This is a genomic window from Pseudomonas sp. NFACC56-3 (assembly GCF_900100025.1).
In the GTDB taxonomy this organism is placed as follows: Bacteria; Pseudomonadota; Gammaproteobacteria; order Pseudomonadales; family Pseudomonadaceae; genus Aquipseudomonas; species Aquipseudomonas fluorescens_AA.
Window position 1 is genome coordinate 120,368 of sequence record NZ_FMTK01000003.1, and the last position, 17,758, is coordinate 138,125.

Here is a 17,758-nt window from a genome sequence, read left to right on the forward strand (position 1 = left end):
CTGACCGAGTAAAACAGCGGGCGCTCGGTTTGCAGATGCCGATTACCAGCAACCGATCCACTCGTTTGATGGTGTATTTGGGATAGGTTTTGCTCGGTAAAAATCGACCAAGCCCCGTCAGAGTGAGCCGACGTCCTCGTAGCAATGCGCTGACACAACACATCAACGTTTTCAGGCGACGAGAGTGAACACCGGTAAGTGCTTGAGCGAGCGCGCTGTGTAAGAATCGGATGGACTGCCTGGGGCGGGATCTTGTTTTGTGTGGTGCAGCACAAGCTGCCGACTCATGCAGGTCTCTTCAATATTCCAACTTCTTGATTTTTCGTAAGAAAATTCGGAGGTTCCTCAGGGATTGTCCCCGTTTTCTGCGTTTTCACCGGGAACGGTAACCTCTTTTTGCTTCCCGCCATTTGCAACCCCCCACCTCGGAACGCCAATTCGGCGCACACCTCGATTGCTGGGTGTGTTGTCAGTCAGCGGCGCAATGATTTTTCTCATAAGTAAATTCAGTTTATTCACTTATTGGCCGATGGCTTCTTAAGGAGTCAAGGAACCAAGGAACCATCGGAATGAGAAATAATCAGCCGGTAACACAGCGTGAGATTTCACTCGCGCCTCAGCAGAAGCTCATCTCGACGACAAACGTTCGGGGGGTTATTACCTACTGCAATGATGCCTTTGTAGAGATCAGCGGTTTTGAGAGAGCCGATCTGATTGGTGCTCCGCAAAATATTGTCCGTCATCCCGACGTTCCCCCTGCCGTTTTCGCCCACATGTGGGCGGCTCTCAAGCAGGGCCGGCCATGGATGGGCATCGTTAAGAACCGCTCCAGAAATGGCGATCACTATTGGGTCAACGCCTACGTCACACCAATATTTGAAGGCAGCCAGGTGGTAGGCTTCGAATCGGTTCGAGTGAAACCAACAGCTGATCAGATCCGCCGCGCGGAATCCCTCTATAAGCGCATCGGTCAGGGAAAGCCGGAAACCCCTCGCCGAGACCGCTGGTTGCCCGCTCTAATGGGTTGTTTGCCGTATGTCGCCATAGGTTTGACTGGCTCCTCGTTAGGATTGTTCTTCAGTGCATCTGTGGCGATAGCCCTGACCATAGCCATAGCAGTGCCGGTGGGATTGCTCTCTTCGCACTGGCAGAGTCGAGGCACTCTGCGTCTGTTGCAGATGGCTGAACCCTCTACTTCTGATTCACTCATCGCCCAGATGTATAGCGATGCGAGCGGACTACAAGCCCGTTTAGAAGCAGCCTTCGTCAGTCAGACTTCGCGCCTGAAGACTTGCCTGACTCGACTGCAAGACACCGCCGAACAACTTAGTGCGCTCGCTGAGCAATCTGACGTGCTCGCCACTGACAGCTCTAAAGGTTTGGACCGTCAGCGCCTAGAAACCGAGCAGGTCTCTGCCGCGGTCAACCAAATGGCTGCGACCACCCAGGAAGTTGCGAGCCATGTTCAAAGGACGGCTGACGCCACGCAACAAGCGAACCTCCTTACCGGTCGAGGCCGTGAAGTCGCTCGGGATACCCGTGTGGCTATTGAGCGCCTCTCTACCGTTGTAGGCGAAACAAGTTTGACAGTTGCCCAGTTGGCCAAGGACAGCAGCGAAATCAGTACGGTTGTCGATGTGATCAAAGGCATTGCCGATCAGACCAATCTGCTCGCACTCAATGCCGCGATCGAAGCAGCGCGTGCTGGCGACATGGGTCGAGGGTTCGCTGTAGTGGCTGATGAGGTTCGTCAATTAGCCCAGCGCACTGCGCAATCAACAACCCAGATTCATGACCTGATCACCAAGCTCCAGACGTCATCCAACAATGCAGTGGAGAAAATGGAAAGCGGTCACCGTCAAGCGCAGGAAGGCGTTTCTTGGGTGCTTGAGGCGGATAAGGCTTTACAGGGCATCAGCGAGGCCGTCTCTCACATCACCGACATGACCACACAGATTGCTGCCGCCACTGAGGAGCAAACAGCCGTCGCCGAAGAGATCAGTCGTAACATCACAACGATCGCTCACCTGGCCGACCAAACTTCTGAACAAGCAAACCAATCGGCAAATCTGAACAAGGAGTTGACCAAGACAGCGTCAACGCAATATTCGCTTGTCGAGCGCTTTAATCGATAGCTGGCGTACTTTCGTGAGTAGCCCGTCCATGGCGGGCCTTGAATTCAAGTGCCTGGCAGGGCGCCTATCAGGTCATCAAGACCTGCCTCTTCCTTCTGCAGATAACAGGCTCCGTTGTGGGCCACTGCGAGCTGCTCATCGACGATTTTCACAATGTATAAAGAGAGGGGGGGGTAGCGAAAAACCTATACATAAATTATATTTTGTACAGGTTTGGTCGGAATGTTAGAAAATGACACCCCTCGAAAAGCTCATCTCCTGGCACGAAAAATGGGCCCTTCAGAATCAGATCGTGAAATGCAAAAGCTGCGGCATGGAGCAGTCCGAGCTAGATAGAAATCTCATGTTTAGCCATGAGTCGGGCTGTCCAAATGAGAGGTTCGGCGCTGAACCATGGCAGGCTTTAGATGAGGTGAGAGATGCCTATTGGATCCCTCCGAAAGCTGCGTCAGACGATCAGGATGTCACTCCATCGTCATCAGAACAGCCAGGGCCATCCTTATGAATGCCTCGTTTTGATCGAGCGTTGCCAGGGCGTCCCTAACGTTTGCTGCGACCACATAAAAGCTGTTTGACTCCCGGTGAGCCAACAAGCCATCATCTGTTCATCCTGTCATTCCTGCGTATGTAGGCGTGCACAAAAAGCCCGGCCATAGTGCCGGGTTTTTTTTTGGATTTATCGAGTACATAAGGACATGGTCATGCGGGTTGTCGCTTTCGTAACTTTTTTGCTGCAGCCCTTACCGGTTGCTCTGGAATACCTTCGGTTCCATACGAAGAGCCTGCTCAGTCAGAGGGAGTGGCGCGTGTTCGTGTTGCCATGAGCCAGAAGCTCTTGGGTGAGAACCGCGACCTGAAACCAGAGTTACGGTGACGAATACGGCAAGAAAAAGCCGTTCCCGTGATAGATAGGCTGCACGCCTGGATGATCGCCCAGCGCGAGCTTATGCATGATGGCGTGGCCATTGCCAAGGCTCTGGATTACAGCCTGAAACGCTGGCCAGCATTGTCAGGTGCGGTGCCTATTGATAACAACCACATCGAGCGACAGATCCGGCCATGGGCTCTTGGACGCAAGAATTGGCTCTTCGCAGGATCATTGCGCAGCGGCAAACGCGCGTCGGTGCTGATGAGCCTGATCCAGCCGGCGAAGCTCAACGGCATGACCCATATGCTTACTTGAAAGACGTTCTGGCGCGACTGCCAACACAGCGTGCAAGTGACATCGCCGAGCTGCTGCCGATTAGGGGTTTACTTTTCAAAGGCGATTCAATATAAATTTTACCCGGCGCACACTCACTGTTGTGCCCTTTGATATTAACAGGAGGATGCTATGTCACCGTTAAACGTGATGAAGTTCTAAACGATCAAACTGTCACCCCCTCGCTCGAAAACCTTGAAACACGCTGGTCTCAACGTTGGCAGCTCGAAGGCACATACGCCTTTGACCGCACAGCCCAACGCGACGCTGTGTTCTCCATCGATACACCCCCGCCGACGGCCTCAGGCTCGTTGCATGTCGGTCATGTCTTCAGCTATACCCATACAGATATCATCGCTCGATTCCAGCGCATGCGAGGTAAGGCTGTGTTCTACCCCATGGGGTGGGACGACAACGGCTTGCCTACCGAACGCAGGGTCGAGAATTTCTATGGCGTACGTTGCGACTCGCTGGCAGCTTATCAGCCTGATTTCAGGCCACCTGAGCCCATTCCATTAAAGCGAGGTGACTTTACTGTCATCAGTAGGCGCAACTTCATCGAGTTGTGCCACGAACTGACGACCATTGATGAGCAAGCGTTCCGTGCACTCTTCGTGCAACTGGGCTTGTCCGTTGATTGGAGCCTTTCATATGCCACCATTGATGAGCGCTCTCAACGAGCGAGTCAGCGCGCTTTGCTTCGTAACTATCAGCGTGGCGAACTTTATAGCCAGGAAGCCCCATGTCTGTGGGATGTAACGTTCCAGACAGCCGTGGCTCAAGCAGAGCTTGAAGAGCGCGAGGTCGCTGGTGCGTATCACGAACTCGGCTTTGAGACGGCTGATGGCGCCGCATTGAGGGTTGCTACCACTCGGCCTGAGCTACTGATGGCATGTGTGGCGCTGGTGGCTCACCCGGACGACGTTCGTTATCAGGCGCGGTTCGGACAATCCGTGCGCACGCCGATTTTTGACTTGGACGTACCGCTGCTGGCACACCCTTTGGGTGATCCTGACAAGGGCACCGGCTTGGTGATGGTCTGCACCTTTGGCGATCTTAACGATGTGATTTGGTGGCGGGAGTTGCAGTTGCCAACGCGGTCAATACTAGGAAAAGATGGGCGCCTGTTGCTTGAGACACCCTCCTGGTTGACGACACCCCGCAGCCAACAGGCCTATGCAGGCTTGGCTGGCCGTAATTTGTCCCAGGTTCGCACACAGCTCGTGTCGATGTTGCTCGACTGCGGCGCCATGCAAGATGAACCCCGACCGATTCAACACGTGGTTAAGTTTTTCGAGAAAGGCGACCGGCCTTTGGAAATTCTCGCCACTCGGCAATGGTATTTGCGTAATGGCGGACGCGACGCAAGCCTGCGGGACTTGTTGCTTGCCTCTGGTCAGACGCTGGACTGGCATCCGCAGCACATGCTCAGGCGTTACGAGCATTGGGTAGGCGGTTTGAACGGTGATTGGCTCATCAGTCGTCAGCGCACATTCGGCGTACCGATTCCGTTCTGGTATAGGCTGGATGCACAAGGCGAAGTGGACTACAGCACGCCGATTATTGCCTGCGAGGAAAGCCTGCCCGTTGATCCAAATCTGGATACTCCGCCTGGGTATCGACCCGAGCAGCGTGGTCAACCCGGCGGTTTTGTTGGCGAACAGGACATCATGGATACCTGGGCCACCAGTTCCCTGACGCCTCAGATCGTCGGAGGCTGGGGCGAGGACGACGCGTTGTTCGCCAAAATATACCCCATGGATCTCAGGCCCCAAGGTCACGACATAATACGCACTTGGCTATTTTCGACACTGGTACGCAGCCATTTTGAACATGGTTGCGTGCCATGGCGTAATGTCGCGCTCTCTGGGTGGATCCTTGATCCCGACCGTAAGAAAATGTCTAAATCCAAGGGTAACGTGGTAACCCCTCAAGCCTTGCTCGACCAGTATGGAAGTGACGGTGTGCGCTACTGGGCAGCCTCAGCGCGGCTCGGCAGTGATACAGCCTTTGAAGAACAGCAGATGAAGATCGGCCGCCGTTTGGCCGTCAAGCTGTTCAATCTATCAAGGTTGGTTCAAGGCTTTGCGAAGGATGACAACGGGGATATCGACCAACCGCTGGATCAGGCCATGCTTAAACGCTTGGACGGCGTAGTCCAGGACGCTACGTTCGCGCTGGAGGCGTACGACTATAGTGCAGCGCTGTCGCGTATCGAAGGGTTCTTCTGGTGGTTTTGCGATGACTACGTCGAATTGGTCAAGCGTCGCGCCTATCGACCAGAAGGCCATTCGGCCCGTAATGCTTTTGCACATGCGCTGAGTGTGCAGCAGCGACTGTTTGCGCCATTTCTGCCATTTGTGTGTGAGGAAGTCTGGCAATCTTGGAATTGCGGCTCAGTGCACAATGCGTCTTGGCCGCAAGGGGGGGCTTATCCTGACGCGTCTATTGAAAGCTTATTGATGAATGTTAGTGCCGTGCTATCTGCGATTCGCAAAGCAAAATCCGATGCCCGCCAATCCATGAAGGCTTCGGTAGCACGTGTTGAACTGGTTGACGTTGCTGCGCAGCTTGAAATGATAAAAGGCGTTCGCCAAGACTTGATCGAAGCAGGTCAGGTTGAAGTTTTGGTGTTTATAGAGGGAACTGAGCGGCAGGTCGGTGTATGGCTGGAGTGACGTAGACTTAAGGTCAAGTCAATTCGCGGGGCGATCAAGGAGATCGCTTCGCGAGCACGTCTATAGTCGTTACCTGGGAGGCAATGGCCGGGCATCATCCTCGCAAGCCTTGTTGTGATGTGGTGGGCATATCAACTGGGCAGGGATATCAGCGAGCGTGCTTCACTGATTGTGCGATCGTCTGGTGTGGCTTTCCTCGGATGGTATCGGCTAACGAAACGTACGCCGCTGCGAATAGTGCTCAAGCCCGACGGCACGCGGCTGTTTTTTCGCTCGTCCAACGGTGAGCTTCCCAGCGCAACCAAGCCAACGAAGCCCTGCCAAGGCACGTACCTACGCATTGCGGGTCAAGTCTTATAAGTTAGCGCTCTGTGAGTGATAACCTGCGAGCTCTTCTATAAGGATACAGTTATGAAAAGCTGTTTGAGGACGCTCGGAGCTAACCTCGCTAACAGTATAGTGATCCCCGCCGCTTGGGTATCGGGGCTTGTGACGATAGGACTCTTGTGGGGCGTGGTACGGTTTTGGCCCGATCAGCTTACAGTCGAGGGACGTCAGCTCTTCGTGGTTTCCTGTTCTATTTTTTGCCTCGCCATAGGGTACTTGATATGGCGCAAGAGACGGGCAAAAGCACTTGTAGCATCCATCAACCTGAAAGAAGGTCTGAGCCTTGACGATACTCAGATGCTCGGCTATCCAAGCCCCCTGTTTTTTGTCTTTGACCTTTCCAACAAGAAACTCGCTCAATGCCAAAGCGCCACCGGCGACTATCAGATTCGAGATCTCACGTGGGTGACAGGCTGGCAGTGTGAGTGGCTACGGGTTGACAGCAGGGTGTCGGGCGGGGTTATGCAAGTAGTCGATGGGGCAGGCATGAGCGTTCCAGCCGACGAGCTTCGGCGTAGATTCATAAAATTCTCACTGGTTTTGACGGTTGCCGATACAAGTCATCCTCCCTTCCGTTTTCCAATGAACCGGAGCGCAGTTGAAGGGTGGTGTACCCGGTGCAATGTACTTTTCAAGTGCTAAGCACGAAGCACCAGAAGATAATTATCTTTAGAACTCGCAGCAGCGCTGATGCTAACGGAATAAATGCAGGCGCCTATTGATACGCATAAGATTTGCGACAGATTCAAAAGCGCAAGGCATCTACTCTTTTCTCTGATAGCGTTGCGGGAAAGGATCATGGTTGCAGCGAATCGGCAAACTGGGAGCGCTAATGCCGTACAACTATACGAACGGCCGCTACCTGGTCTTCAAAGGCAATGGCAGCGATGGGGCGCCCTTGGGCCGGATTCATCAGGACGGAAAAGTTCGAAATCTCCTGGGTGAGCCGCTGTACTACATAGACATGGACGAACATGCGTTCTGTTCGGTCGATTTTATCTTTCAGGGCAATATACAAAAATGTCTCGGCACGTTTTACGTGCTCAGCGACAAAACGCTTTTCACTTTTTCCGAGATGAAGGTTGAGCCTCTGGGAAACGAGACCGAGGAGCAGATGCTTCACAGAGAGTTCAAAAGAAGGGCGCTAAGTTTGGCTGGGCAGATCGTCCAGGCCAAAAATGAAATGGTGCAGGCACGCTTGGATATGGCCTGGTCCAATTTAAACCCCTTGCGTCGTTTCCGTGCCTTCTTCACTGGCCGAGCCCGTAGGGAGCGAGCATCACCACGGGGGCATTACAGTGGAGTGGAAAGTGAGCATGAGTTCAAATCTAAGTCTTTCCCCACTCCATCATCGTCGCTCGCGACAATGGTCTTGCGGGCTGCGGATGCAAGGAAAACAGGGGCCGACCACGATCATGAGGCGGTCCGATTACACGTGAACTCAAATTGCGGTCTGTCACCAACTTTCTGGTTTCCGCCGATTGAGGTGGGTTGTATAGCGGCACTTGCAGCAAGTCCTCATCGTGGCTCACGCTGGGAAAGCATCCGATCAATCTACACTCCGCGTTTTTTGCCCGGCCCCTCATTGGGCGCCTTCACGGACGATGGCATCTAGTCTGTTGCTGAATTTATTGAGACTTAAATGAAAAAGGTAGTTTTGGCCCTCTCGCTGGTCACACTGGTTGCCTGCATGCCTTATCAATCAGTGACCTCGCCAGATCCAAATTGGATGCGTCTGGGTGGAGATAGGCCTGAAGGTTATCCAAGGACGTTTGTTGAGAACCTGAGCGGCAATTGCGCTCTGGTTACCGAGTCATGGTCCGATGGAAGAATCAACGGTCGTCTTCTGTGGACCAAGAAGCAGTCTCGAAAGGCTCTTACTTGTCCATAAGTGCATGTATGAGGGCTGATTTCGTGAGGGAGAAGGGGGACAGATTTTTTTCTGCGTTGGACCTTTTATGAAAAGCGGAGCCAGTTAAGCCCGGGACGATTAAATGCTTACAAGTGCGATATCTGGCAAAGGACAGCTATTCAACAATCGCCTTTTTGATATCCCCGTGCTTGTTTTGTAAGTAAATCGTGTAGGGCAAAACAAGCGTGTCAGCGAGCCCAGACAGCCCCATATCCAGCGCAATGAGCGATGCGGAGGGCTGTCCGTCGAAGCCGGTGCTTTGACGAGGTTCAGCATCAAGCGTGCAGTAATCAAAAACAGCACCACTATAGATTCTTGGCACCGAGTCGCAGTGCGAGTTCCAACTGGCCAGCTTGTTGCTTGCGATGATGTCGTCGCGGAAGGTGGTATTGATGGTTCCACAGCCTGAAACTGACGTGGCTACGAGAAACGCCCAAACGGTTCTGAAATTCATTAGATTGGCTCCTTGCCAAAAATCAAAGATTAGCCGAAACCGTGACATTGCGCTTTAAGACGGCGCTTACTGGCATGTCCCCGGCTTCACACAGTGGTTGCGTCCGGTGCAAGCGGTCTCGATGATCCTCATTCGATTCTTGCCCAATGAGTAGAGACCCTGCAAGCGGTGAGCATCGCCTCGCAATGAATTTACCGGTGGTCTGACCCTTTTGAATTACTGCCGCCCGGGGGACTCCATTCTTCGAGGAGTGTTTATTCCTCAATGGCGGTGAGCACCGCCCGAGGTAAATGGAATGACGTCGTTCGAAGAATTCAGGGCCACATCCCATGAGCTTCTCAAAGAGCTGGATGCCGCAACGATAAAAATGATGATGCTGGTTTCTGCGAAAGAGGTATCTGGTCCTTTTTGGGAGGATGCCGCCCAGCGGCATCATGACGCTGTGGATGCTTGGCATTCCTTTCTCAATATCCCTACGGATTTCACGGCGGATCCACCTCTTTCTTAGATGAACTCGAAATCGTGGTCCGTCATCCACTTTCTGAAGAACCGCTCAGGTGTCATGCAGCGCCGAGCGTCCTGTCATCCGAGAGGCAGATACCTGAACCAGACAGGGCACATATTGGTTGATTCAGGTTGTTCAAGAACGCCTGATTCACCCAATACTCAACTCCAGCAACCACTGACTAAAAGCCCGCACCTCCACTTGCCGCTCCCGCCCCGGCACGCACACCACGGTATACCGCGCACCCGCCAAGCGAACCTCAGGGCGATAATCAACCAGCTCCCCACGCGCAACAGCCTCAGCAACCAGCACATTGCTGGCGAGCACCAGCCCGTGCCCGGCGATCGCCGCTTGCAGGGCATGCTGTTCTTCGTCATAGCGCCGCAAACGCGCGCGCTCCAGCCAGCCGAGGGTACCGGCCTTGGCACACCATGCAGGCCAGTCGACTGCGACGTTCGCGCTGCTCAGCCATGGCACGTCGATCAGTTCAACAGGCGAGCCCGCCGCGGGTGGTTGCCAACCGGGGCGGCAATAAACGCCAAAGTACTCATCCAATAAAGGCTGTTCGAACAGCTGTGGGTCCGGCTTGAACAGGGCGCGGATCGCCAGGTCGATGCTGGCGTCTCGTCGCAGGTCCACCACGTCGTTGCTGCTGTGCAGCCTGACGTCGATCTCCGGGTGCAACCGATGAAAGTCCCCGAGCCGAGGTATCAGCCACAGGCTGGCGAACGCCGGCGTTGTGCTCACCACCAGGGACTGCGCGGCACACGTCGGCGACAGTATCTGCAGGCCCTGCTGGATATCGAGCAGGGCGCGGTGCATGTATGGGTGAAGGCGCTCGCCGTCGGCGCTCAGGCGCACGTTTTGACTGGAGCGATCGAACAGGCGCACGCCAAGGAAGGCTTCAAGGCTTTTGACTTGGTGGGAGATCGCCGCCGGGCTGACGTTCAGTTCCTGAGCCGCCGCCTTGAAGCTGCCCAGCCGTGCGGCGGACTCGAAGCCGCGCAAGGCGGTGAGGGGCAGTTTGGCGAACATGGCGGGCAGGTTACTCAGGTTGAGCGTGGCTCAATTTAGCTCAATTGTGCGCGGAGGCTCAACTTGCCAGGCTGTGGTCTTCCAACCCGGCTCAGGAGCCCACCGATGCAAGGCACGCCCCGTAAAATCCTCCAGGCCATCCTCTACGAAGCCGGCGGTGTGCTGTTCGTGGCCCCGGCGCTCGCGCTGACCTACGAACAAGGGATGGGGTATTCAACCCTGCTGTCGCTGGTGATTTCTGCCGTTGCGCTGGCCTGGAACATGCTTTTCAACGGCCTGTTCGAGTGGTGGGAGCGACGCCAACCCAGCCGTCATCGCAACTGGAAGCGACGACTGATTCATTCCCTGGGATTTGAAGGCGGCTTGACGTTGATCCTCACTCCAGTGATTGGCGCATGGTTGGGCATCAGCCTGTGGCTGGCGTTGGTGACCAACCTGGGGTTGTTCATGTTTTTCTTTTTTTACGCGCTGGTTTTTCAATGGGGGTTCGATCGAATGTTTGATGTTCCGCTTTCGGCGCAGGCTGATCAGGGTTCTGTCTCTAGCGCCCGCTGAGTCAGTGGTATGAATTTGTAGGGGCGGAACGTTAACGGGAATCCAGGCAGGCACTTGCTTGGCTGTCCCTTCTGGTCGTTCGAGCGGCTAATAGTGCCAGCCATAAAAAAGAGGACAGCCATACATAGAATCCGTAGCTGTAGCCAGTGACCGTTACTCGTCCGTCGCCATCATTCCACATGCTCGTGTACAGGTACGACGATAGACCGAGTAGCGTGGCGCACAAGGCGCTAATCAGGCGCCGTCTCGCTCTCTTATGTGAGAAAAATGCCACGATGAAGAAGGGATTGGCCAACCAAGCAGCACTATCACCCAATAGTGCTAGAAACCCGAAGCAAAGAGCTTCGTAGCCGTAGGTGACGCTCTCAAATTCCCATACTTCGTTTCGGGTGTTGATGGCTGGCAACATGAGGCTGACGGCAAAAAGGGCCAAGCTTAAGTCTCGAGCTTCTAATCGAAGTGGGTGGAATTTCATCAGCTCTCCCTGCTGTAGAAAAGTATCGTCCGGCAAAGGCTACACCAAGAAAGGGTTAGCCTCTCGGCGCAAGGTGGGGGACCGGGCGGTACGTTCGAAAGGCAGCAGCCCTCCAGGTAGTGGCGATTAGGTGGCATGATTAGCGCTCACCTAAGGAGAGACGCATGCAATTTCTACAAAAAGAAAAACGCCATTATCTGACTGACGAGTTTATCGGCACGGAGCAAGGGTGTGGCATATTCATACCGGCCAACAAAGCGCTCTACAACTTCGTGCGAGAAAATCCCAGCCATACCGATCATGCGCAGGTGGCTTCAAAGGCGCTGATCATTGGTCGCAGCCTGGCGGCATCGGTCGAGCGTCGCACCAAGGATGAGGAGGATGGCTATGAGGGCTCCACAGGAGGCTTCTATTCGCGGTTGGCTAAATCTATTTGCAGCTCAGACGTAGGTTTGGAAGCGTCCCTTCTTCCAGTCGGGGAAAGGCTTGCCGGATCTGTCTGTACCGCCGTGGATAAGGTGCATTCTCGGCTCTGCGAGGCCATCAGTGCCGTCACTAACAAGGACGCAAGCAGCTTCGCTTCGAAGTATCTGCACTTCCATTATCCGACTTTGTTTCCAATGGTTGATTCGCGAGCCAGGGAAGCGTTGAAGTGGATCGCGGATGAGGAGGGGCTGGTTTTCGCTCCGACCACGGCGGGCATGTCAAAAAATTACGCAACCTACGTAAGCTTTTACATACACGTTCGTAGCCTGTTTGAAGAAGAACTTGGCCGGGAAATCAGCCTTAGGCAGATGGATAATATTCTGCTTAATCGTTACGACAATTGGATTTAGGAGACCGTATGAAGCGGACTATGGTCGTCGCGATCGCGATCGCGATCGCAATCGCGATTCTGAGCGGGTGCACGACGGGGCCCGCCTGGAAGATATCCAGTGAGAGTGAAGTATTCCCCAAAAGAACCAGTTTGATCGTCACGACTGGAAACTACACAGCGGGTAACTCGTTTCTTAATATTTCGAACATATTTCCAGTTGTACGTAAAGAGGGCGAGGAGATCTATGTCGGACTGATGTCCAATGGAGATGTTCGGATTCCGATCGTAACGGCTCAAATATGGATTGATCAGAACGAGGTATGGACAATCTCGTCTCAGGAGACCCCTATGATCTTGGGGAAGCCATCTCTGGAATATGAATTGGGACCACGTTCGGAGCTAACAAGACAAGCCCAGGCGCAGGGTTTGAATATTTACAAAATATTGGGTGGTTGCGCAGTGACTGGAGGGGACAAAGCCAAGGCAATTCTTAAACAGATGCTCAGGGGCAGCGTTTTAAGATTCAGGACGATTGGTATCGATAAAAACGTGTCTCCGATACAGGAAGTAGTAATGGATGAGTCGTTCTCTCAATCGCTCGGATGGGCTGGGATTGATCAGAAGAGTTTATAAGCCTCTGCATTGCGTCTGGCGTGGGTTGTCTCCAGCGTCAGCACTAGCGGTCCCGATGGTCATTAACCGATTCCAATCGAATGCGTAGACTGGAAATAAAAGGGAATGGATTCTAGTGCTGTGCTGACGCTTTTCTGGAAGGGAGGGCGGTTTTGCTGATCGTGGGTCACGACGAGGTGTTGTTCGGCTAGTTGGCGGTTTAGCAATTTTTCAAAGAGTAAGGCGGGGGCAACTCCCTGGTGCTCTGCGTCCAATTCTTCCTGATCGACAAGCCCGGCTTCCATTCGGGCTCGGGCTTGGCATTGCCCTTGTCCCTTCGGCGCGTAGATCGACCGCTATGAAATCACGCAGTGGCGCTCCGGGGCAGGGTGTCATTGGTCGGCGACTCGTCTAGATCGGGGGTTTACGCCGTGTCAAGGGTTGCCACTCAGGTTGTTGGCGACTACCCTGAAAATGTTTGGATTGTTACGAGAAAATTCAAGCGTGGCAATTTTCGGTCAACCGACTTAAGGATGAGGTGAATACAATGTTTTCTCATGAAGGTGCTGCAATAGAGGTGTTGCTATTTGTTTTTGGCTTTGCCGGCTTTGCCCTGGCACTGTGGTTTGCTCATGCCTATTTTGAGCGAAAGACTAAAAATGGTGTAAAAAAACAACATTCGGCTCATCGGGGCAGTTAAGCATCGGCTGATGCTGCTTCCCAAGAATTGTTAATCCTCAGAAACAACAAGCCCGCACACTCATGATGAGGCGCGGGCTCTCGATGACCCAAGCCTGCAATCAGAGACGCATGCCTTTGAACGGGTTCCAGCCTTGCTCGCCTTTCACTTCTTTGAGGTAGTACGCGTAGTTGGCCATGAGTGCGTACATCATCGACATGGCGATGCTCAAGCCTGTACTCAAGGGACGGGGAAACTCCATGCCGATGAGTGCGAAAATCACGCTCAATGCAATATTGATCGCCAGGAAAATACCCAGCAGGGCCAGGTTTTTCTTCCAGAGGCCCAGGACAAACAAATAGATAGGGCCGAAGAAAAACGCAATCACGTTGGCGTTGATGAGGATTTTCTTCTTGACGCCAGGCAGCGTCTTGACGGCTTCCTTGTAGCGCGGGTCGTTTGGCGCACCGTAGGTGTCAAAGAAGTCGAAGCGTTCCTGCCACTTGGCGCTGTATTTGCCAGTGCTTTGTACCTGTTCAGTCGTACTCATTTTCAAGGCTCCTGTTTTCCATAAATAGTTGTCTTTCTTCCAAGAAATCCTGTGCTCTGGTCTAGAGCATTGGTTACGTTGGTTTTGTCGAAGATTCGGGCGAGTCGTCCGGGGAGTTTATTTTGCCGCTTTATGACCGTTGATGTGGAACATTCCGCATTGGCAGCTTGAGCGGTCGCTTGGTCTGTGACGCGCTTCACTCTATTTGTTTCAATGGCACCTACTGCTGCAAGGCCGTCAGGTAGTCAGTCGCCTTGCGGTACTTTTCAATTCGATCCAGGTCTTTCTGGCTTGGCTCGCTTATGCGGGATAAATCGCTGTTTTCCGCAAGGTCAGCCAGTTTCACTCGGCGCGCGATCGGGTCGCGTGCAGCCCGCTCGATAAAGGCCTGGTAAGTCTCGCCTTCGCGTTTGGTGAGCGCGTCGATGGCGCCCAGGATTGCTTCGCTGAAGCCTTCATTGCGCAGGTCGGCGAGGGTTGTCGCGGTGTCTTCGACCACGTCGTGCAGCACCGCCACGATGCGCTCTTCGTCATGGGCCAGGCGCAGCATGACCTTCAGGGGGTGCAAAATGTAAGGAGCGCCGCCCTTATCCACTTGCCCTTCATGGGCCAGCGCGGCAATCGATATCGCTTTTTCAAGGGTGCTCATGGTATTCACCTATGACGTAGTAGCAGTTTGAATAACGCCCATTTTGAATCGGGAAATGGGGCACGGTACGCGCTCATCGCGGGCTTTACGACGGATAGGATTCGCCGAGTTGACGGATATAGGTCCGCCAAGAAGTTTTCGCCATGAAGATTCAGCTTCATACTCCCAGCTTTTTCACCGTGAATAACCAGAAGAGGCGATGTTTTGTCGAGCGAACAACCCCATTTGCATGAGTTAAAGCTGAAGCACATTTACGACGGTTTCAAGCAACTGATCCCCCTCGCTCTTTTTGTCGTCGTGTTCGGCGTTGCTTTCGGCCTGGCGGCTGCGCAAACGGGCTTGAGCGATACGTCAGCCGTGCTCATGAGCACCTTGGTTTTTGCCGGCGCTTCTCAATTTGCCGCGTTGGATCTGTGGGGGCAGCAAGTGCCGGTGGTTCCGCTGATGATCACCGTCTTCGCCATCAACGCCCGGCACTTGTTGATGGGCGCTACGCTTTACCCGTGGTTGCGGGAGTTACCCGTTGCCAAACGCTACGGTGTGATGCTGGTTGTCTCGGACGCCAATTGGGCCATGGCGATGCAGGCGTTCAGTCAGGGCAAGCCGGGGCTGGGGATTTTATTTGGTGGTGGCATTGCACTGTGGGTCACTTGGATCCTGGGGAGTTGGCTGGGGCTTCATTTTGGCAGCGCTATCGAGGACCCGGTCAGTTTCGGGCTCGATATGGTGATGGGCTGTTTCTTGTTGGCGATGGTCGTGGGCGGGAAAAAGAACCTGCGCATGCTCATCATCTGGACCGTGGCGGCCTGCTCATCGCTGTTGGCCTATTGGTATTTACCGGCTAACAGTCATGTCGTGGTGGGGGCTTTGGCGGGGGGCATTCTGGGAGCACTGTGGATGGAGAAAAAACAATGAATATTGAAACGGCGGGGTATGGCACCTTGCTGGTCGTATTGATAATGGCCGCCGTGACATTGGCGACTCGGTGGGGCGGTGTTTTTGTGATGTCCTTCGTGCCGATCAACTATCGGGTGCAGCAGTTCATCACGGCCATGTCCGGCTCGGTGTTGGTGGCAGTGCTGGCTCCGCTGGCCGTAAAAGGTGATAACGGCGCGCGCTTGGCGTTGCTCACCACGGCAGTTGTCATGCTGGTCCTGAAAAAACCGTTGCCGGCGATTGCGGCGGGCATACTGGCAGCTGCTGTGGTGAGGCACCTCTGATGCCTATGATTTCATGGGTGGAAAGCCCCGGTCGTGAGCTTTTCATGATTTCCCTATGAAGTCGCTACGCTCTTTTCCATATCACCCCTTCAATCGCAATGCGAAAGGAAGTACTCGGCGGCTCTCGACAAACCGACCGACTACGACGATGGCATGGTCGCGCTGTACCGTCAGTGCTGACAGGAGCATTTCGTCCTTCATGGGATACTCGGTCCAGCCATGGTTTTTGCCGAAGCTGGCATCGAACGTCCCATCGGGCTGATAACGGCCAACAATCAGGGTATTTTTAGTTTCCCCGGGATTATCCCTGGAGCTGCCACAGGTGACGATGCGTCCGTCCTGTTGAATCGTACAGGCGTGCCATGCAGAGCTATTGTTCATGATGCTCAAGATGGGCTCGCCGTAATTGAAGTTCGGATCTGCCTGGCCTTCCATATCGAGGCTTGCCAGCATCCCGTGAGACGTAAGACGAGTGGCGGCGGTCCTGCCGTGTCCGACACCGACAAGTGTGCGGTTGTTTGTTAATGCAATGGAGTTGAAAGCTCCTCTGCCTTTATCGCTGACATCAAAGACAAAGCCACCTGCGCCAAAGCCCAAGTCGAGCTGCCCGTTCAAGTGTACCCTGACCCATGCCATATAATTTCTTTGGTTGATCTGTATATGGCCTCCCAGGTAGATATGGCGATCCGTGACCAGCATGCTCCGTGCATTCACATGGTGAGTATTGGGATACGGCTTGGGATGCTCAATGATACTTCCTCCCTTGTTGCCGAAGTCCTGTACGAGATTGCCTGAGTCATCCAGACACATGAGCAGTGTCAAGCCTTTGCCTTCTCTTGTAGTAAATCCCGAAATGTAAGTGCGCCCTTCGTGCAGAACTAACGAAGTTTGGCCAGGTTCAAGATATTTTGCCGCAGGGGAGTCGGCCGCAAAATCGTAGCTGTCCATGCTGAGATCGTTGAAGTCTTCATGAAGTGGAACCGAGTGGCCGTTGACGCCGAATGAAAGATCCAGCATGCCGTTTGGCAGGTAACGTGCCAATGCGAAATTACTACGAAGAAAATTAGGCGATATTATTACTTTTCCAAGTACAAGGATTTTTCCATCGGGTAACACGTAAACCTGTTCTGCCAGGCTTGTTGAATCAGGTACGAATGTGTTTGTGACGGGTACGCCGTTATTGAAGGATTCATCGGCGCTACCGTCAGGATTGAGGGCAGTAATGATGTATTGGCTACTGTCGTTGAGGGCGGTGCCACCCACGATATACAGCTTGTTCCCTGGACCGATTGCGACATCGGTGGCATCTGTCCCGGGAAGAATGATGATCTCACCTCTATTGAATTCGGGATCGAGTTCGCCTGCTCGGGGGGAGGCTAAGTTCTCTGTTTTACTGTTGTCGGTGTCCACGCCTGTATCTCCATTGGGGTACTGGCGTCATTTCATGCCTCGATCCGGTTCACGGCTACTGTCAGAGTTGACAGGTCGCGCAGTTTATCTGATGAGTGGCGAGGAAAAGGATTTATGCGGTTCATAAATCCTGAACACGTTTTTCCAGAAGGTGCTTCTCCGGTCCCTTCACCGGAGTGAAAAATCAGATCGTGCAGCCAGTGCCTTCCGTGTGCTCCAGAACGGAAGTCATGAAGAACAGGGGCGCTTCCTGTGTCGCCTCAACAGATGGCAGTTCAAAGCTACCCAGTACTTGCGCATGAAACTCGCCCAGCCGCATCGACTCTTCTTCCTTTGCCTTTGCCATTCTCGCGTGGTTCGCTGCGATTTCGTTGAGAGTTGACACGGTACATCTCCGTTTGCTGACCAAGCATTGATTGATTTGCCGCCGCGTCAGAATTACGTCGTTCTTGGCTGCTGGAGCAAGCCGGTGCAAACCCTAAGC

Annotated in this window: 17 protein-coding genes and 1 pseudogene; 11 read left to right on the plus strand and 7 right to left on the minus strand. The window is 53.7% G+C overall.

The window, feature by feature from the left end; translation table 11 throughout:
- Positions 1-569 precede the first annotated feature (569 nt).
- The 4 genes and pseudogenes from BLO80_RS05790 to BLO80_RS05810 all read left to right on the plus strand — a co-directional run bounded on the left by BLO80_RS05790 (position 570) and on the right by BLO80_RS05810 (position 8,016).
- Positions 570-2,135 (plus strand): methyl-accepting chemotaxis protein, encoded by a 1,566-nt coding sequence (locus BLO80_RS05790; RefSeq protein WP_092327204.1) that lies wholly within the window; start codon positions 570-572, stop codon positions 2,133-2,135.
- Between the two features lie 874 nt (positions 2,136-3,009).
- Positions 3,010-3,413, plus strand: a pseudogene (locus BLO80_RS05795) (transposase); the annotation flags it as partial.
- A 33-nt stretch (positions 3,414-3,446) separates the two neighbouring features.
- On the plus strand, positions 3,447-6,014 hold the full coding sequence (gene valS / locus BLO80_RS05800; protein WP_092327205.1) for a valine--tRNA ligase: 2,568 nt from the start codon (positions 3,447-3,449) through the stop codon (positions 6,012-6,014).
- A gap of 1,219 nt (positions 6,015-7,233) precedes the next feature.
- Positions 7,234-8,016 carry a hypothetical protein gene (locus tag BLO80_RS05810; RefSeq protein ID WP_092327576.1) on the plus strand — a complete coding sequence of 261 codons (783 nt, stop codon included), beginning with the start codon at positions 7,234-7,236 and terminating at the stop codon, positions 8,014-8,016.
- Between the two features lie 412 nt (positions 8,017-8,428).
- Here BLO80_RS05810 and BLO80_RS05820 read toward each other — a convergent pair whose 3' ends face one another.
- A complete protein-coding gene (locus BLO80_RS05820) occupies positions 8,429-8,767 on the minus strand; it encodes a YceK/YidQ family lipoprotein (protein WP_092327210.1) in 339 nt (112 codons plus the stop codon).
- A gap of 295 nt (positions 8,768-9,062) precedes the next feature.
- Between BLO80_RS05820 and BLO80_RS05825 the strand changes: the two genes are divergently transcribed.
- Positions 9,063-9,275, plus strand: coding sequence for a hypothetical protein (locus BLO80_RS05825; protein WP_092327212.1), 213 nt, complete (start codon positions 9,063-9,065; stop codon positions 9,273-9,275).
- A 147-nt stretch (positions 9,276-9,422) separates the two neighbouring features.
- Here BLO80_RS05825 and BLO80_RS05830 read toward each other — a convergent pair whose 3' ends face one another.
- Positions 9,423-10,307 carry a LysR substrate-binding domain-containing protein gene (locus tag BLO80_RS05830; protein WP_092327214.1) on the minus strand — a complete coding sequence of 295 codons (885 nt, stop codon included), beginning with the start codon at positions 10,305-10,307 and terminating at the stop codon, positions 9,423-9,425.
- A gap of 105 nt (positions 10,308-10,412) precedes the next feature.
- On the opposite strand from BLO80_RS05830, the gene BLO80_RS05835 reads away from it, so the two are divergent.
- Positions 10,413-10,862 (plus strand): PACE efflux transporter, encoded by a 450-nt coding sequence (locus BLO80_RS05835; RefSeq protein WP_092327215.1) that lies wholly within the window; start codon positions 10,413-10,415, stop codon positions 10,860-10,862.
- 31 nt (positions 10,863-10,893) lie between these two features.
- Here the strand turns inward: BLO80_RS05835 and BLO80_RS05840 are convergent, their stop codons facing one another.
- Entirely contained in the window at positions 10,894-11,337 is a 444-nt protein-coding gene (locus BLO80_RS05840) for a hypothetical protein (RefSeq protein WP_092327217.1), read from the minus strand.
- Positions 11,338-11,501: 164 nt separating this feature from the next.
- Between BLO80_RS05840 and BLO80_RS05845 the strand changes: the two genes are divergently transcribed.
- From BLO80_RS05845 to BLO80_RS29840, 3 genes are all read left to right on the plus strand, one after another.
- Positions 11,502-12,173, plus strand: a complete 672-nt coding sequence (locus BLO80_RS05845) for a hypothetical protein (protein WP_092327218.1) — start codon at positions 11,502-11,504, stop codon at positions 12,171-12,173.
- Between the two features lie 8 nt (positions 12,174-12,181).
- Positions 12,182-12,787 carry a hypothetical protein gene (locus BLO80_RS05850; RefSeq protein ID WP_092327220.1) on the plus strand — a complete coding sequence of 202 codons (606 nt, stop codon included), beginning with the start codon at positions 12,182-12,184 and terminating at the stop codon, positions 12,785-12,787.
- Positions 12,788-13,313: 526 nt separating this feature from the next.
- Complete coding sequence (locus BLO80_RS29840; RefSeq protein ID WP_175459459.1) at positions 13,314-13,466, plus strand: hypothetical protein; 153 nt, start codon at positions 13,314-13,316, stop codon at positions 13,464-13,466.
- Positions 13,467-13,566: 100 nt separating this feature from the next.
- On the opposite strand, the gene BLO80_RS05860 is transcribed toward BLO80_RS29840, so the two are convergent.
- Together BLO80_RS05860 and BLO80_RS05865 are read right to left on the minus strand one after the other, a co-directional pair.
- Positions 13,567-13,995 carry a DUF2628 domain-containing protein gene (locus BLO80_RS05860; RefSeq protein ID WP_072406990.1) on the minus strand — a complete coding sequence of 143 codons (429 nt, stop codon included), beginning with the start codon at positions 13,993-13,995 and terminating at the stop codon, positions 13,567-13,569.
- 220 nt (positions 13,996-14,215) lie between these two features.
- Complete coding sequence (locus BLO80_RS05865; protein WP_092327223.1) at positions 14,216-14,644, minus strand: HD domain-containing protein; 429 nt, start codon at positions 14,642-14,644, stop codon at positions 14,216-14,218.
- Positions 14,645-14,848: 204 nt separating this feature from the next.
- Here BLO80_RS05865 and BLO80_RS05870 point away from each other — a divergent pair, with 204 nt between their 5' ends.
- Together BLO80_RS05870 and BLO80_RS05875 are read left to right on the plus strand one after the other, a co-directional pair.
- A complete protein-coding gene (locus BLO80_RS05870) occupies positions 14,849-15,559 on the plus strand; it encodes an AzlC family ABC transporter permease (protein WP_092327225.1) in 711 nt (236 codons plus the stop codon).
- A complete protein-coding gene (locus tag BLO80_RS05875) occupies positions 15,556-15,864 on the plus strand; it encodes an AzlD family protein (protein WP_092327226.1) in 309 nt (102 codons plus the stop codon). The genes BLO80_RS05870 and BLO80_RS05875 overlap by 4 nt, the downstream gene beginning before the upstream one ends.
- Before the next feature lie 81 nt (positions 15,865-15,945).
- Here the strand turns inward: BLO80_RS05875 and BLO80_RS05880 are convergent, their stop codons facing one another.
- Together BLO80_RS05880 and BLO80_RS05885 are read right to left on the minus strand one after the other, a co-directional pair.
- Positions 15,946-17,274, minus strand: coding sequence for a hypothetical protein (locus BLO80_RS05880; RefSeq protein WP_092327228.1), 1,329 nt, complete (start codon positions 17,272-17,274; stop codon positions 15,946-15,948).
- A 184-nt stretch (positions 17,275-17,458) separates the two neighbouring features.
- The gene (locus BLO80_RS05885) at positions 17,459-17,659 is read right to left on the minus strand and encodes a hypothetical protein (RefSeq protein WP_092327229.1); all 201 of its coding nucleotides are present in this window, start codon (positions 17,657-17,659) and stop codon (positions 17,459-17,461) included.
- Positions 17,660-17,758 lie beyond the last annotated feature (99 nt).

What these genes read in the sequence shown, in the direction of transcription:
- BLO80_RS05875 (WP_092327226.1), top strand. Translation starts at nt 15,556, where the DNA reads ATGAATATTGAAACGGCGGGGTATGGCACCTTGCTGGTCGTATTGATA.
- BLO80_RS05835 (WP_092327215.1), top strand. Translation starts at nt 10,413, where the DNA reads ATGCAAGGCACGCCCCGTAAAATCCTCCAGGCCATCCTCTACGAAGCC.
- BLO80_RS05790 (WP_092327204.1), top strand. Translation starts at nt 570, where the DNA reads ATGAGAAATAATCAGCCGGTAACACAGCGTGAGATTTCACTCGCGCCT.
- BLO80_RS05860 (WP_072406990.1), bottom strand. Translation starts at nt 13,995, where the DNA reads ATGAGTACGACTGAACAGGTACAAAGCACTGGCAAATACAGCGCCAAG.
- BLO80_RS05825 (WP_092327212.1), top strand. Translation starts at nt 9,063, where the DNA reads ATGACGTCGTTCGAAGAATTCAGGGCCACATCCCATGAGCTTCTCAAA.
- BLO80_RS05845 (WP_092327218.1), top strand. Translation starts at nt 11,502, where the DNA reads ATGCAATTTCTACAAAAAGAAAAACGCCATTATCTGACTGACGAGTTT.
- BLO80_RS05865 (WP_092327223.1), bottom strand. Translation starts at nt 14,644, where the DNA reads ATGAGCACCCTTGAAAAAGCGATATCGATTGCCGCGCTGGCCCATGAA.
- BLO80_RS05830 (WP_092327214.1), bottom strand. Translation starts at nt 10,307, where the DNA reads ATGTTCGCCAAACTGCCCCTCACCGCCTTGCGCGGCTTCGAGTCCGCC.
- BLO80_RS05810 (WP_092327576.1), top strand. Translation starts at nt 7,234, where the DNA reads ATGCCGTACAACTATACGAACGGCCGCTACCTGGTCTTCAAAGGCAAT.
- BLO80_RS05840 (WP_092327217.1), bottom strand. Translation starts at nt 11,337, where the DNA reads ATGAAATTCCACCCACTTCGATTAGAAGCTCGAGACTTAAGCTTGGCC.
- BLO80_RS29840 (WP_175459459.1), top strand. Translation starts at nt 13,314, where the DNA reads ATGTTTTCTCATGAAGGTGCTGCAATAGAGGTGTTGCTATTTGTTTTT.
- BLO80_RS05850 (WP_092327220.1), top strand. Translation starts at nt 12,182, where the DNA reads ATGAAGCGGACTATGGTCGTCGCGATCGCGATCGCGATCGCAATCGCG.
- BLO80_RS05820 (WP_092327210.1), bottom strand. Translation starts at nt 8,767, where the DNA reads ATGAATTTCAGAACCGTTTGGGCGTTTCTCGTAGCCACGTCAGTTTCA.